At 74.1% G+C, this 12,561-nt stretch carries 15 protein-coding genes and 1 pseudogene; 13 read left to right on the top strand and 3 right to left on the bottom strand.

Annotation, left to right across the window (positions count from 1 at the left end; translation table 11 throughout):
• The first annotated feature begins 31 nt into the window (after positions 1-31).
• From ACI8AG_RS17355 to ACI8AG_RS17340, 4 genes are all read left to right on the top strand, one after another.
• Entirely contained in the window at positions 32-217 is a 186-nt protein-coding gene (locus tag ACI8AG_RS17355) for a DUF6104 family protein (protein WP_456598005.1), read from the top strand.
• Complete coding sequence (locus tag ACI8AG_RS17350; protein WP_456589250.1) at positions 214-957, top strand: AAA family ATPase; 744 nt, start codon at positions 214-216, stop codon at positions 955-957. The genes ACI8AG_RS17355 and ACI8AG_RS17350 overlap by 4 nt, the downstream gene beginning before the upstream one ends.
• A 73-nt stretch (positions 958-1,030) precedes the next feature.
• Positions 1,031-1,732, top strand: a complete 702-nt coding sequence (locus ACI8AG_RS17345; RefSeq protein ID WP_456589251.1) for a metal-dependent hydrolase — start codon at positions 1,031-1,033, stop codon at positions 1,730-1,732.
• 219 nt (positions 1,733-1,951) lie between these two features.
• Positions 1,952-2,197 carry a hypothetical protein gene (locus ACI8AG_RS17340; protein WP_456598004.1) on the top strand — a complete coding sequence of 82 codons (246 nt, stop codon included), beginning with the start codon at positions 1,952-1,954 and terminating at the stop codon, positions 2,195-2,197.
• An 84-nt stretch (positions 2,198-2,281) separates the two neighbouring features.
• Here the strand turns inward: ACI8AG_RS17340 and ACI8AG_RS17335 are convergent, their stop codons facing one another.
• Positions 2,282-2,578, bottom strand: a complete 297-nt coding sequence (locus tag ACI8AG_RS17335) for a hypothetical protein (RefSeq protein WP_456589253.1) — start codon at positions 2,576-2,578, stop codon at positions 2,282-2,284.
• A gap of 76 nt (positions 2,579-2,654) precedes the next feature.
• On the opposite strand from ACI8AG_RS17335, the gene ACI8AG_RS17330 reads away from it, so the two are divergent.
• From ACI8AG_RS17330 to ACI8AG_RS17320, 3 genes are read left to right on the top strand one after another with little or no spacing between them, the layout of a single operon-like run.
• Positions 2,655-3,842: an RtcB family protein gene (locus ACI8AG_RS17330; protein WP_456589254.1), complete on the top strand. Its 1,188-nt coding sequence runs from the start codon at positions 2,655-2,657 to the stop codon at positions 3,840-3,842.
• Positions 3,843-3,862: 20 nt separating this feature from the next.
• A complete protein-coding gene (locus ACI8AG_RS17325) occupies positions 3,863-5,206 on the top strand; it encodes an MFS transporter (protein ID WP_456598003.1) in 1,344 nt (447 codons plus the stop codon).
• Positions 5,203-6,630 carry a pyridoxal phosphate-dependent decarboxylase family protein gene (locus tag ACI8AG_RS17320; protein ID WP_456598002.1) on the top strand — a complete coding sequence of 476 codons (1,428 nt, stop codon included), beginning with the start codon at positions 5,203-5,205 and terminating at the stop codon, positions 6,628-6,630. The genes ACI8AG_RS17325 and ACI8AG_RS17320 overlap by 4 nt, the downstream gene beginning before the upstream one ends.
• Positions 6,631-6,697: 67 nt before the next feature.
• On the opposite strand, the gene ACI8AG_RS17315 is transcribed toward ACI8AG_RS17320, so the two are convergent.
• On the bottom strand, positions 6,698-7,894 hold the full coding sequence (locus ACI8AG_RS17315) for an NAD(P)-dependent malic enzyme (protein ID WP_456589257.1): 1,197 nt from the start codon (positions 7,892-7,894) through the stop codon (positions 6,698-6,700).
• 53 nt (positions 7,895-7,947) lie between these two features.
• On the opposite strand from ACI8AG_RS17315, the gene ACI8AG_RS17310 reads away from it, so the two are divergent.
• Complete coding sequence (locus ACI8AG_RS17310; RefSeq protein WP_456589258.1) at positions 7,948-8,550, top strand: dTDP-4-dehydrorhamnose 3,5-epimerase family protein; 603 nt, start codon at positions 7,948-7,950, stop codon at positions 8,548-8,550.
• Here ACI8AG_RS17310 and ACI8AG_RS17305 read toward each other — a convergent pair.
• Positions 8,536-8,934, bottom strand: a complete 399-nt coding sequence (locus ACI8AG_RS17305; protein ID WP_456598001.1) for a S26 family signal peptidase — start codon at positions 8,932-8,934, stop codon at positions 8,536-8,538. The two genes, ACI8AG_RS17310 and ACI8AG_RS17305, sit on opposite strands and share 15 nt — an antisense overlap.
• Positions 8,935-8,985: 51 nt before the next feature.
• On the opposite strand from ACI8AG_RS17305, the gene sodN reads away from it, so the two are divergent.
• The 5 genes and pseudogenes from sodN to ACI8AG_RS17280 all read left to right on the top strand — a co-directional run.
• The gene (gene sodN, locus ACI8AG_RS17300) at positions 8,986-9,390 is read left to right on the top strand and encodes a superoxide dismutase, Ni (protein WP_456589260.1); all 405 of its coding nucleotides are present in this window, start codon (positions 8,986-8,988) and stop codon (positions 9,388-9,390) included.
• Between the two features lie 112 nt (positions 9,391-9,502).
• Positions 9,503-10,750, top strand: a complete 1,248-nt coding sequence (locus ACI8AG_RS17295; protein ID WP_456598000.1) for a PP2C family protein-serine/threonine phosphatase — start codon at positions 9,503-9,505, stop codon at positions 10,748-10,750.
• A 49-nt stretch (positions 10,751-10,799) separates the two neighbouring features.
• Positions 10,800-11,456: a phosphatidylserine decarboxylase gene (locus ACI8AG_RS17290; protein WP_456589262.1), complete on the top strand. Its 657-nt coding sequence runs from the start codon at positions 10,800-10,802 to the stop codon at positions 11,454-11,456.
• Between the two features lie 10 nt (positions 11,457-11,466).
• Complete coding sequence (gene pssA, locus ACI8AG_RS17285) at positions 11,467-12,294, top strand: CDP-diacylglycerol--serine O-phosphatidyltransferase (RefSeq protein WP_456597999.1); 828 nt, start codon at positions 11,467-11,469, stop codon at positions 12,292-12,294.
• Positions 12,295-12,468: 174 nt separating this feature from the next.
• Positions 12,469-12,561: pseudogene (locus ACI8AG_RS17280) on the top strand (MazG family protein); the annotation flags it as partial.

Genomic DNA, 12,561 nt, shown 5'->3' with positions numbered 1-12,561 from the left:
CTCGGGGACCGGGCGTCGTAGGTTCTGGGGCATGTACTTCACCGATCGGGGCCTGGAGGAGCTGGCCGGACGGCGCGGCGAGGAGCAGGTGACCCTGGCCTGGCTGGCCGACCAGATGCAGGCGTTCGTCGACCAGCACCCCGACTTCGAGGTGCCCGTGGAGCGGCTGGCCACCTGGTTGGCCCGCGGCGGCACGGACGACGACCTCGACGAGTGACCGGCCCCGCCGCGGGCGCGGATCTCCCGCTGTCGCGGGTGCGTGTCCGGGCCGACGTCGCCGATCCCGACGCCTGGTTCTGGGACCTGCCGGGCGTCGCCCAGCTGCGCTCCGGCGGGATGGAGCTCGCTCCGCTGACGGTGGTCGTCGGGGAGAACGGCAGCGGCAAGTCCACGCTGCTGGAGGCGGTCGCCCGTGCGTGGGGCGCGTCGCTCACCGCGCAGGTGAAGCACTGGGGGCCGTTGGCCCCGGCCGTGGACGACTCGGAGCTGCACCGTGACCTGCTGCTCGACGGCCAGCGCCCACGGCCGCAGGGAGGCGTCTGGCTCCGGGCGGAGGCCATGCACGACCACTTCGCCGGGATGGACGCCTCCCCGGCCACCCGCGCCTTCGACGGCGTGCCGCTCAACGCGCGCTCCCACGGCGAGGGCTTCCTGGCCTTCCTCGAGTCCCGGACCCTCGAGCGCGGGCTGTGGGTGCTCGACGAGCCGGAGTCGGCGCTGTCGTTCCGGTCGTCGCTCCGGCTGATGGCGCTGCTGCACGGCGTCGCCGGCACCGGATCCCAGGTGCTGCTGGCCACCCACTCCCCCGTGCTGGCCGCGCTCCCGGGCGCCCGCGTCTACGAGCTGGACGAGACGGGGTTCGCCGAGCGCCCGTGGGCCGAGCTGGACCTGGTGCGCGACTGGCAGACCTTCTTCGCCGCGCCCGAGCGGCTGCTGCGCCACCTGCTCGACGACTGATCGACGACTGATCGACGGGGACACGCCGCAGCGCCTGCCCGGCCGCGGCTCGGCGCGGCGGCACGCTGGGCACGTGCTCGGTCACTCCCACGCGCTCTCCGGCCTGGCCGCAGGCGCCGCCACCCTGCCGTGGGCCCCCGTGCAGGGAGCGGTCGGCCAGGCGGCCTGGGTCGCCGCCGTCGGCGGCTTCGCGATGCTGCCCGACCTCGACCACCGCAACTCCACCGTCTCGGACATGTGGGGCCCGGTCACCGACGTGCCCGCGGGCGCGATCGGGGCGCTGTCCGGCGGGCACCGCTGGGGCACCCACGACGCCGTCCTCGCCCCGATCGCCTTCGGAGCGCTGGCCATGGCGGCCTCCGGCGCGTTCTGGTCCAGCCTGCTGCTGCTCGCGCTGGCCATCGGGCTGGCGCTGCGCGCCCTGCACTTCGTCATCCCCGGTCGCACCGAGACCACGATCCTGGGCAACCTGGTGCTGTCGTGGGGCGGCGCCTGGCTGCTGCTGGACCACACGACCTCCCCGTCCTGGCTGCCCTGGGCGGTCGCGGCCGGTGTGCTCACCCACATCGCCGGCGACGCGATCACCACCGCCGGGGTGCCGGTGCCGCTGCTCTGGCTGGGGAAGCGCAAGCGGCTGGCGCTCTCCCCCATCCGCACCGGCGCGACCGTGGAGCGGGTGGCCCTGGTGCCGCTGTTCGTCGTCGCCACCGTCGTGCTCGCCTACACGAACACCGAGCTGCACCTGGCCGTCGACCGACTGCTCACCGCCGGCTGAGTTCGGCAGCACGGTGCGCCAGGTGTGCGGAGGTCCGAGCGGGGCCATCGGGCCGGACCGGCGCCGGACGCCGGCACCGGAGCCGTCCGCCGGCTGCGCGCTCGCCGAGGCCGAGCACCTCGCCATCTGCGGGAACACTCCGCAGCTCCCCGCCGAGCCGGGCGCCCCGGGCAGCGACTGGCGCCCCACCGTCGACGTCACCACACCCGGAGGTCCGCGATGCCTCGTCCCGATCCCCGCCACGACCCCTGGCACGCCCCGGACCCGAACTTCCTCGGCGAGCAGTCCCAGGGCACCCCGGGCAACCACGCCGGACCCGACCTGGCCCTCGCGCGGCTGCTGGGCTGGTTGCTCGGCCGCAGGGACGGCCGCACCACCCGCCAGGCCGTCGAGGCCCGCGCACGGAAGGCCCGACTCAAGGCCGAACGCAAAGCCGAACGCAAGGCCGCCAAGCGCTCACGTTGACCTGGCGACGCTGTCAGCGGGTGTCAGGGCGTGCGGACGGCGCAGCACACCGTGCTGTCGAACTCGGCACCGGCTGGGCACAGCTCACGGGCGGGGGTTGGTGCGCGTCCACCCTCGGTCGTCCCGCCGGGCTCCCTGGGCGGCCCGGCAGCGGCGGCAGACCTCCTGCACCTCCTCGGCGTGCCGGCCCGACTCCGGCTGCACGTCCGGCCAGCCGACGTGCGGGAAGCGGGTGAGCCGCGAGCGGTGCAGCGACAGCCCGCAGGAGGTCTCGTTGCGCCCGCGTTCCCAGGCGTGCACCTCCCCGGCGGGGTACCGGATCCCGTCGTCGGGATCGACCCACTGACCCGAGGCGGCGACGGCCGCCCTGCTGGCTCCCATGCGCGGTTCGGTACCCACGATCGGCCCCTGGGACAAACCGCTCGCCGTGATCGGCCGGGACCCGCAGACTCCAGGGGTGGAAAGACTGTCCGACAAGCTCCTGAACTGGGCGAGCATCCTCGACGACGAGACCCGCCGGCAGGCCGAGCGCACCGCCTCCCTCGACATCGTCGACCCCCACGTGGCGCTCATGCCCGACGCGCACCTCGGCAAGGGCGCGACCGTGGGGTCGGTGCTGCCGACGCGCGCGGCGATCATCCCGGCGGCGGTCGGCGTCGACATCGGCTGCGGCATGATCGCCGTCCGCACACCCTGGTCGGTGGACGAGGTGCGGGCACGTGGCCCCCTGGCACCGCTGCGCGGGGACATCGAGCGGGCGGTCCCGCTGTCGGCGGGCCGGTACAACAAGAAGCTCACCGCGACCGCCCGGCGGCGGGTGGAGGAGCTGGAGGCGAAGGCCGAGGAGCTCGGCGACCGCGTGCTGGCCTCGGTCACGACGACGGCGCCGAACTGGGCGATGCAGCTGGGCAGCCTCGGTTCCGGCAACCACTTCATCGAGGTGACCGCCGACGAGCGCGACCGCGTCTGGCTGTTCCTGCACTCGGGCAGCCGCGGAGTGGGCAACAAGATCGCCCAGAAGCACATTGCGATCGCCCAGGAGCGGGCCCGGCGGGACGGCCTGGACCTGCCCGACCGCGACCTCGCCTGGCTCGACGAGGGCACCCCGGAGTTCGACCGGTACGTCGCCGAGCTGCGCTGGGCGCAGCACTTCGCGCTGCTCAACCGCGAGGAGATGATGGACCGGGTCGCCGACTGCCTGGCCCGGCACATGCGGGCCGACAGCACGCCGGAGCTCGAGCGGATCAACTGCCACCACAACTTCAGCCAGCACGAGAAGCACTTCGGCGAGCAGCTGTGGGTGTCGCGGAAGGGCGCGATCCAGGCGGAGAAGGGGCAGGCGGGGCTCATCCCCGGCTCGATGGGGACGGCGAGCTACGTCGTCACCGGCCTGGGCAACCCGGAGTCGCTGAACAGCTCGCCGCACGGCGCCGGCCGGGTGTTCTCGCGCACGAAGGCGCGCAAGACGTTCACCCGGGCCCAGCTGGAGGAGTCGATGCGCGGCATCGAGTGGCGGCACAGCGACGCGTTCCTCGACGAGATCCCCGCCGCCTACAAGGACGTGGACGTCGTCATGGCCGACGCGGCCGACCTGGTGGAGGTGCGCCACACGCTGCGCCAGCTGGTGAACGTGAAGGGCGACTGAGCCGCTACCGTGCAGCACTTGTGACGGCCGTCTCACCTGGTCCCCGGCTCGACCGGGGCGTCCACCTCGGGTACGCGCTGGGCTCGATCGGGACGGCGGCGTTCGGCACGGTGCCGGGGCTGCTGCTCCTGTACTACCTGACCGACGTGCTGGGCGTGGCCGCCGGGGTCGCGGGTCTGGTGGTGTTCCTGCCCAAGGCGTGGGACGTCTGGCTCAACCCGTGGATCGGCAGCCGGTCGGACCGCACGGTGAGCCGCTGGGGGCCCCGCCGGCCGTGGATGCTGGCCGGCGGGGTCACCCTGCCCCCGCTGTTCGTGCTCGTGTTCGCCGGCCCCGGCGCCCCGCCCTGGGTGGCCGCCACCTGGGTCGCGGTGACCTTCCTGCTGGCGGCCACCGCCTACGGGCTGTTCCAGGTGCCCTACGTAGCCCAGCCGGCGGAGATCACCGACGACCCGGGTGAGCGGGCCACCCTGATGTCGTGGCGCGTGGCGGCGCTGGCCGTCGGCATCCTGCTCGCCGGCGCCGGGGCGCCCGCCGTCGTCGACCTGGCCGGCGGCGGGCGCGGCGGTCACCTGGCGATGGCGGTCTTCGTGGCCGTGCTGCTGGCGGTCGGCATGCTGGGCGCGGTCGCCGGGACCCGGCGGGCGCCGACGCTCACCCAGGTGCGCAGCGAGGAACGGCTGGGCGCCGCGCTGGCGCTGGCGTGGCGGTCCCGGCCGTTCCGGGTGCTGCTCACCGGGTTCGTCGTCCAGGCGCTGGGGATCGGCGTGATGCTGGCCGGGGTGCCGTACTACTCGCGCCAGGTCCTCGGCGACCCGGCCGCCGGATCGCTGCTGTTCGCCGCGCTGGTGGGCCCGGCGATCCTCGTCATGCCGCTGTGGCTGCGGGTCAGCCGCACCGTGGGCAAGCGCGCCGGGCTGCTCGCCTCGGCCACCCTCTTCGCGGCCGCGGCGGCGGGTCTGGCGGTGGGCGACGCGGGCGGGACCGGGCTGGTGCTGGCCCTCGTCGTCCTCGTGGGGATCGGCTACGCCGGCATGCAGATGTTCCCGCTCGCCATGCTGCCCGACGTCATCGCCGCCGACGAGGCGGCGTCCGGCCGGCGACGGGCCGGCGTGTTCACCGGGGTCTGGACGGCGGCCGAGACCCTCGGGCTCGCGATCGGCCCGGGGCTGCTCGGCGGACTGCTCGCGCTGGCCGGCTACGTCTCCTCCACCGGCGGGGAGACGGCGACCCAGTCCTCGACCGCGCTCACCGCCGTCCGGCTCGGCTTCAGCGTGCTGCCCGCCGTGCTCGTCCTCGCCAGCCTGCCCGTGCTCGCCCGCTACCGCCTCACCCCCGCGACCGCCCAGGAGGTCCCCGCGTGAACCCGCAGGACGTGCTCGCCGAGCTCACCGCGCTGCAGACCGGCGACGTGCCCACCCACGGAGGCGCCACCATGGCCTACGTCTACGACTCCGGCCGGGCCGAGGTCGAGGAGCTGGCGGCGGCCGCCCAGGCGGCGTTCCAGTGGACGAACGCGCTGGACCCGACTGCCTTCCCCAGCGTGGCCCGCATCGAGAACGACCTGGTCGGCGCCGCGCTCGGACTGCTCGGCGGCGGGCCTGACGCCGTGGGGACGCTGACCAGCGGCGGCACCGAGAGCTGCGAGCTCGCCGTCCTCGCCGCGCGCGAGCAGTGGCGGGCCCGGGGCGGGGCCGGACGGCCCCGGCTGCTCCTGCCGGTCACCGCCCACGCGGCCTTCCGCAAGGCCGCGCACCTGTTCGGGGTGGAGGTCGTGGACATCCCGGTCGACGCGGAGACCTGCCGGGCCGACCCGTCGGCGGTGGTGCGGCAGCTGGACGAGCGCACCGTGCTGGTGGTCGTCAGCGCGCCGTCCTACCCGCATGGCGTCCTCGATCCCGTGGGGGAGATCGCCGGGCTCGCGGCCGGCGCCGGGGTGCCCTGCCACGTGGACGCCTGCATCGGCGGCTGGGTGCTGCCCTTCCTGGACGACGTCCCGGAGCCCTTCGACCTGTCGGTACCGGGGGTGACGTCGCTGTCGGTGGACCTGCACAAGTACGGCTACGCGCCCAAGGGCGTCTCGGTCCCGCTGACCGCCACCCCCGAGCTCCGGCACGCGCACTGGTTCACCACCGCCGGCTGGCCGGGCTACCCGGTGGTCAACCCGACCCTGGCCGGCACCCGCCCGGCCGGGGCCATGGCGGCCGCCTGGGCGGTGCACCGGTGGCTGGGCGACGACGGCTACCGGGAGCTCGCCGCCCGCGCGCGCCGGGCCACGTGCGCCCTGGTCGAGGGCGTGGGCGACATCCCCGGGGTGCGCGTGGTCGGGCGCCCCGCCACCACGCTCGTGGCGCTGGCCGCGGACGGCCCGGACGGCGTGGACGTCCTCAACCTCGCCGACGAGATGACCGCCCGCGGCTGGCTGCTGCAGCCGCAGCCGCCCTTCACCCAGGACGGTGGGGACCTCCCGGCCACCCTGCACCTCACCGTCACGGCGGCCACCGCCGACCGGGTGACGGCCCTGCTGGCCGATCTCCGCGACGCGGCACGGGCGGCCGCCGCGCTCCCCCGCCCCGTGCCCGATCCCGAGCTGGTGGCGGCGGCCGCCACGATCGACCCCGCGGCGCTGACCGTGGCCGAGGTGGAGGCGTTGCTCGAGCTGGCCGGGATCTCCGGCGGCTCGCTCCCCGAGCGCATGGCCCCGGTGCACGCCCTGGTCGCGGCGCTGCCCCGACCGGTCGCCGAGCGGCTGCTGGCCGGCGTCCTCGGCCGGGTCTACCGGCCCTGATGTCCTTCCGGCCCCGTCCCGGGGCCCGCCCTGAGCGTGCGAAGGGCGGGGAGGACGAGGTCCTCCATCAGCGGGTGACGCCCTGGTCGCGCGCACAGGCCGCCACGGCCTCGGCGACGGCGGTCGCGACCCGGCGGTCCAGCGGGCTGGGCACGATGTAGTCGGGCCGCAGGTCGGCACCGACGACGCCGGCGATGGCCGTGGCGGCCGCGAGCTTCATCTCCTCGGTGATGCTGGTCGCGCCGGCGTCGATCGCGCCGCGGAAGACCCCCGGGAAGGCGAGCACGTTGTTGATCTGGTTCGGCAGGTCGCTGCGGCCGGTGGCGACGACGGCGGCGTACTTGGCGGCCATCTGCGGATCCACCTCGGGCGTCGGGTTGGCCAGGGAGAACACGATGCAGTTCTCCGCCATCGACGCGATCGCCTCCTCGGGGACCGAGCCCCCGGAGACCCCCAGGTAGACGTCGGCCCCGCGCAGCGCCGAGACCATGGAGCCGGCGAACCCCGACGGGTTGGTGTTCTCGGCGAGCCACCGCTTGGTGCCGGTCAGCCCGTCGCGGCCGAGGTGCAGGACGCCGCGCGAGTCGGCCACGGCGATCTCTCCCACCCCCGCCTCGAGCAGGATCTTGGTGCAGGCGACGCCGGCGGCGCCGGCGCCCGAGACGACGACCCGCAGGTCCCCCAGTTCCCGGCCGACCACCGCCGCGGCGTTGCGCAGCGCGGCGAGCACGACGATCGCCGTGCCGTGCTGGTCGTCGTGCATGACGGGGATGTCCAGGCGCTCGCGCAGCCGGGCCTCGATCTCGAAGCAGCGGGGGGCGCTGATGTCCTCGAGGTTGATCCCGCCGAACGACGGCGCGATGGCGGCGACCGTCTCGACGATCTCGTCGACGTCGGTCGTGGAGAGGACGATCGGCACCGAGGAGAGACCGGCGAACTCGCTGAACAGGCAGGCCTTGCCCTCCATCACCGGCAGGGACGCGGCCGGGCCGATGTCGCCGAGCCCGAGGACGGCGGTGCCGTCGGAGACCACCGCGACGACACGGGGCGCCCAGGTGAACCGGCGGGCCAGCTCCGGCTCGGCGGCGATCGCGCTGGACACCCGGGCGACGCCCGGCGTGTACGTGAGGGCGAGGTCGGCGATGGAGCCGATCGAGCGGGTGGAGGACACGGAGAGCTTCCCGCCCTCGTGCACCGCGAACGCCGGATCGGCGGCGAAGCGGTCGGTGCCGACGTGGTCCCCGGAGGCCGGATTTCCGCTCATGGGCACAGCAGCGTAACCACGGCCGGAGGCCGCCCTGTCGCTACGGTGCGCACGTGGAGATCAGCGAGCTCGCCGTGCCCGACAGTTACGTCATCGATCTGACGCCGCACGGGGACACGCGGGGCAGTTTCACCGAGTGGTATCGCGCCGACCTGCTGTCCCAGACAGTGGGACACCCGCTGACCCTGGCGCAGGCCAACCACAGCGTCTCCAGCGCGGGCGCCCTGCGCGGCGTGCACTTCGCCCTGGTGCCCCCCGGTCAGGCCAAGTACGTCTACTGCCCCTCCGGCCGGGTGCTCGACGTCGTCGTCGACGTGCGCGTCGACTCCCCCACCTTCGGCGTGCACGACGCGGTGCTGCTGGACAGCGAGCAGCCGCGCGCGGTCTACCTGGCCGAGGGGCTGGGCCACGCGTTCGTCGCCCTCGCCGACCGCAGCTCGGTCACCTACCTGGTCTCCTCCGCCTACGACCCGGGCCGGGAGTTCGGCATCTCCCCCCTGGACCCCGACCTGGACCTGCCCTGGCCGTCGGGCCTCGATCTCCAGCTGTCGGCCAAGGACCGGAACGCGCCCACCCTCGCCGAGGCGCGCGAGCAGGGGTTGCTGCCGACCATGGCCGAGTGCGCCGCGCGGTACGCCCAGCTACGCGAGGTCTGAGAGCGGATCCGGCGGAGGGGCGTCCGGGAGCCGGCCGGGGCGCGGCCAGAGGCGGCCCACGACGCGGCCGACGGCGACGGCAACACCGAAGGAACGGCTGTCGTCGGTCAGGAACGGGTTGTCCCCCTCGACCCAGCACCCGCCGTCGACGGCGCGGCGCACCCGCTTGACCACCAGCAGCTCCGGTCGGGCCGGGAAGCGGGCCAGCACGACGTCACCGGGGCGGACCGGCGACCCGACGGGCAGCCGCCGCACGACCAGCCGGTCCCCGTGCCGGACGGTGGGTGACATCGACGGGCCGGTCACCCGGGCCAGCACCCAGCGCGCCGGCAGCCCGGGACCGCCTTCCGGACCGCGACCGCCCGACGTGTTCGCGCTGATCACCGGGGGTAGGGTCGCAGAAGATCCAACCCCACGAACCCGGAGGCACCTCTCATGCGTCTGTTCCGCATGTTCTCCGCCGTGGAGGCCACCGCGCACTGCGACCTCCCCTGCGGCGTGTACGACCCGGCCCAGGCCCGCATCGAGGCGGAATCGGTCAAGGCCATCCAGGAGAAGTACCAGAGCAACGAGGACCCGGTCTACCGGACCCGCGCGATCATGATCAAGGAGCAGCGGGCCGACCTGGTCAAGCACCACCTGTGGGTGCTGTGGACCGACTACTTCAAGCCGCCGCACTTCGAGAAGTACCCGCACCTGCACGAGCTGTTCAACAAGGCCACGAAGCAGGCAGGTGCGGCCGGCGGCAAGGGCAGCATGGACCCCGCCGAGGGCCAGAAGCTGCTCGACTACATCGCGGAGATCGACAAGATCTTCTGGGAGACCAAGGCCGCTGCCTGAGCCTCCCGCAGGACCCCTCGGCTGCCGGGCCGCCCACGTGGGCGGCCCGGCAGCCACGTCTCGTGCAGCCCTTCGGGCCTGGCGGCGCCGGGCCTGCGCCTAGGGTTTGCCCATGCGTGATTCGGAGGACTTCGTGATCGACGTCGGGGCCCTCCTGGAGAAGGTCGAGGCCGCGCCGCCCATCGAGGCGGTGGAGGCCGTGACGGACGCCCTGGGCGCAATGGTCGAGGCCCGCAGGGTGACCCTGCTGATCGCCGATTTCACCGGCCGGGCCGTCGTCCGGCTGACATCCGCCGTGCCCGTCGAGGGCGCGCGCGAGCGCGGGGCCGAGCAGGCCGAGACGCTGCCGCTGGACGGCACGGTCTACGAGCAGGTCCTGCGGAGGCAGGAGGCCGACGTCCGGGAGTCCGCCGGCGGGGCGGTGATGGTCGTGCCGGTCACCGACCGGGGCGACGCGATCGGCGTGATCGAGATAGAGCTGGCCCGATACCCCTCCCAGAAGGAGATGGCCGACGTCCGCAACGCGGCGCACGCGCTCGCCTACGTCGTCATCGCCGCCCGCAGGCACACCGACGTCTTCGAGTGGGGCCAGCGCACGACGCCGTTCGCGCTGGCGGCGGAGATCCAGCGCCGACTGCTGCCGGCGTCCTACACGTGCGAGGCCGGCCAGTTCACCCTCGCCGGCTGGTTGGAGCCGGCCAGCTCGGTCGGTGGGGACACCTTCGACTACACGCTCGACCGCGACCGCCTCCAGCTGTCGATCACCGACGCCGTCGGCCACCAGGTCTCGGCAGCCCTGCTGGCCACACTCCTGGTCGGCGCACTGCGCAACGGCCGACGCCGCGGCCTCGACCTCGCCGAACAGGCCAGGTACGCCAACGACTCCCTGGCGGAGAACGCGGACGCCGGGCAGTTCGTCACCGGGCAGCTGGTGGAGGTGGACCTGCACGCCGGCACCGCGACCGTCGTCAACGCCGGGCACGTCCTCCCACTGCGGCTGCGCGACGGCCGGGTGGAGGAGATCGAACTACGGGTCGAACCGCCGTTCGGCGTCGTGCCCGGCAAGTCCTTCGGCGTCCAGCCCTTCCCGCTCGAGCCCGGGGACCGGATCGTCTTCCTGACCGACGGCATGCAGGAGCGCAACGCCGTCGACCTGGACGTCGCCAGGGCTCTCGCCGACACGGCCGACCTTCACCCGCGTGAGGTGGTCCGCGCCCTCGGCCGGGCCGTGCTCAAGGAGACCGGCGGGGACCTCCGCGACGACGCCACGATGATCTGCCTCGACTGGTACGGCGGGCCGCCCCGGTCGCGCACCACCGAGCAGGGGGCCGACCCTGACATCACCTCGCCCCCTGCCTGAACCCGGCGTCCGGACCATCCCGGGCCGGGGCCGGTACGGTCTGAGGACGATGCGCATCGACCGGGCCGGGTGGCCTTTCATCACCGGACCCCTCCTTCCCGCGGCCGGCCTCGGCGTGGCCGGACGCCGGTGGGCCGTCTGGCCGTTTCTGGCCCTCTCGGCCTACATGGCCCTGTTCTTCCGGGATCCCGACCGGCGGTGCGACACCGTGCCGGCCGATCCGGACGACGTCCTCTCCCCCGCTGACGGCGTGGTCATGGTCGCCGGCGAGCCCCAGGAAGGGGTGGCGCCCGACGACGCCCCCGAGGGCGGCTGGCAGCAGATCAGCGTCTTCCTGTCGGTGGTCGACGTGCACGTGAACCGCTCCCCCTACCGCGGCGAGGTCGTGGAGAGCTCCTACCGCAGGGGCAGCTTCCTGGCGGCCTACCGCAAGGAATCGGCGCACCGCAACGAGCGCAGCGAGCTGCGGCTCCGGGACGGCGACCGCACGGTCGTCTTCCGCCAGATCGTCGGGGTGCTGGCGCGCCGGATCGTCACCCGCACCGGGCCGGGCCGCACGCTGGCGACGGGGGAACGCATGGGGCTGATGAAGTTCGGCTCCCGCATGGACGTCTTCGTGCCGCGCGAGTGCACCCTCACCGTGACCAAGGGGCAGCGCGTGCGCGGCGGCGAGACCGTCATCGCCCGCTGGCCCTCGGCCGGCTGAGGGCATCGGCGTGCCCAGCTCCGCGTCCGGTGAGCGCCGTCCGCAGACCCGTCGCACGGCCACCGTCGAGTTCGTCCGCGGTTCCGTGCGGGGAAGCCGGCGCCGCGCGCTGGCCACGCTGCCCAGCCTGTTCACCCTCGGCAACATGCTGTGCGGCTTCGGCGCGATCCTGGTCTCCATCCGCGGTCAGTACACCCTCGCCGCCGTCCTGATCGGGCTCTCGGTGCTGTTCGACATCACCGACGGCGCCGTCGCCCGGCTGGTGGGCGCGGTGACGCCCTTCGGCCTGCAGTTCGACTCGCTGGCCGACCTGGTCTCCTTCGGCCTGGCACCGGCGCTGCTGGCGTTCACGCTGTTCTCCGAGGGCCGCGACGAGTGGGACCCGGTGGGCTGGGTGGTCTGCTTCCTCTGGGTGGCGTGCGCGGCCATCCGGCTCGCCCGCTTCAACACCACCATCGACCCGACGGCGGACAAGCGGTACTTCATCGGCATGCCCAGCCCCGGTGCGGCCGGTGTCGTGCTCGCGTCGGTGTTCGCGTTCGGCGACGACATGCAAGGCCGCGACCGGCTCTGGGTGCTGCTGGTGGTCGCGGTCCCGGCCGTGCTGATGGTGACCAACATCCGGTTCCGGTCCTTCCGCTCGCTGGTCAGCCCCAAGAGCGGTCGCCCCTACGGGCTGGTCGCCACGGCTGTGCTGCTGGTGATCGGTTTCGCGCTGTTCCCCGTCGTCACCGGGTGCGTGCTGGCCTACGGCTACCTGCTGGCCCCGGTCCTCGTCCCGGTGCTCTCCCCGCTGGGCCGGCTGGTGCCCGGACGGCTCAAGGAGGTCCTGTCGTGAGCGTGCGGCCGATCCGGCCCGACGACGTCCCCGCCGTGGTCGGGCTGGTGCGCGAGCTCGCCGACTACGAGCGCGCCCTCTCCGAGGTCCGGCTGACCGAGGAGCAGCTCACCGACTGCCTGTTCGGCGCCTCCCCGGCCCTGTTCGGCCACGTTGCGCGAGGAGCTCGGCGACGTGCTGCTGCAGGTGGTCTTCCACGCCCGCGTCGCCGCCGAGGCGGGGGAGCAGCGGCGCTTCGACGTCGACGACGTCGCCGGTGACCTGGTC

The organism is Blastococcus sp. SYSU DS0552, from assembly GCF_054050815.1.
Note: the sequence above shows the minus strand (reverse complement) of the source record. Positions and strands in the feature narration are given on the sequence as shown.

Coding starts and splice junctions, on each gene's coding strand:
- ACI8AG_RS17295 (WP_456598000.1), top strand. CDS start 9,503: ATGCGTGATTCGGAGGACTTCGTGATCGACGTCGGGGCCCTCCTGGAG.
- sodN (WP_456589260.1), top strand. CDS start 8,986: ATGCGTCTGTTCCGCATGTTCTCCGCCGTGGAGGCCACCGCGCACTGC.
- ACI8AG_RS17335 (WP_456589253.1), bottom strand. CDS start 2,578: ATGGGAGCCAGCAGGGCGGCCGTCGCCGCCTCGGGTCAGTGGGTCGAT.
- ACI8AG_RS17355 (WP_456598005.1), top strand. CDS start 32: ATGTACTTCACCGATCGGGGCCTGGAGGAGCTGGCCGGACGGCGCGGC.
- ACI8AG_RS17315 (WP_456589257.1), bottom strand. CDS start 7,894: ATGAGCGGAAATCCGGCCTCCGGGGACCACGTCGGCACCGACCGCTTC.
- ACI8AG_RS17290 (WP_456589262.1), top strand. CDS start 10,800: ATGCGCATCGACCGGGCCGGGTGGCCTTTCATCACCGGACCCCTCCTT.
- ACI8AG_RS17340 (WP_456598004.1), top strand. CDS start 1,952: ATGCCTCGTCCCGATCCCCGCCACGACCCCTGGCACGCCCCGGACCCG.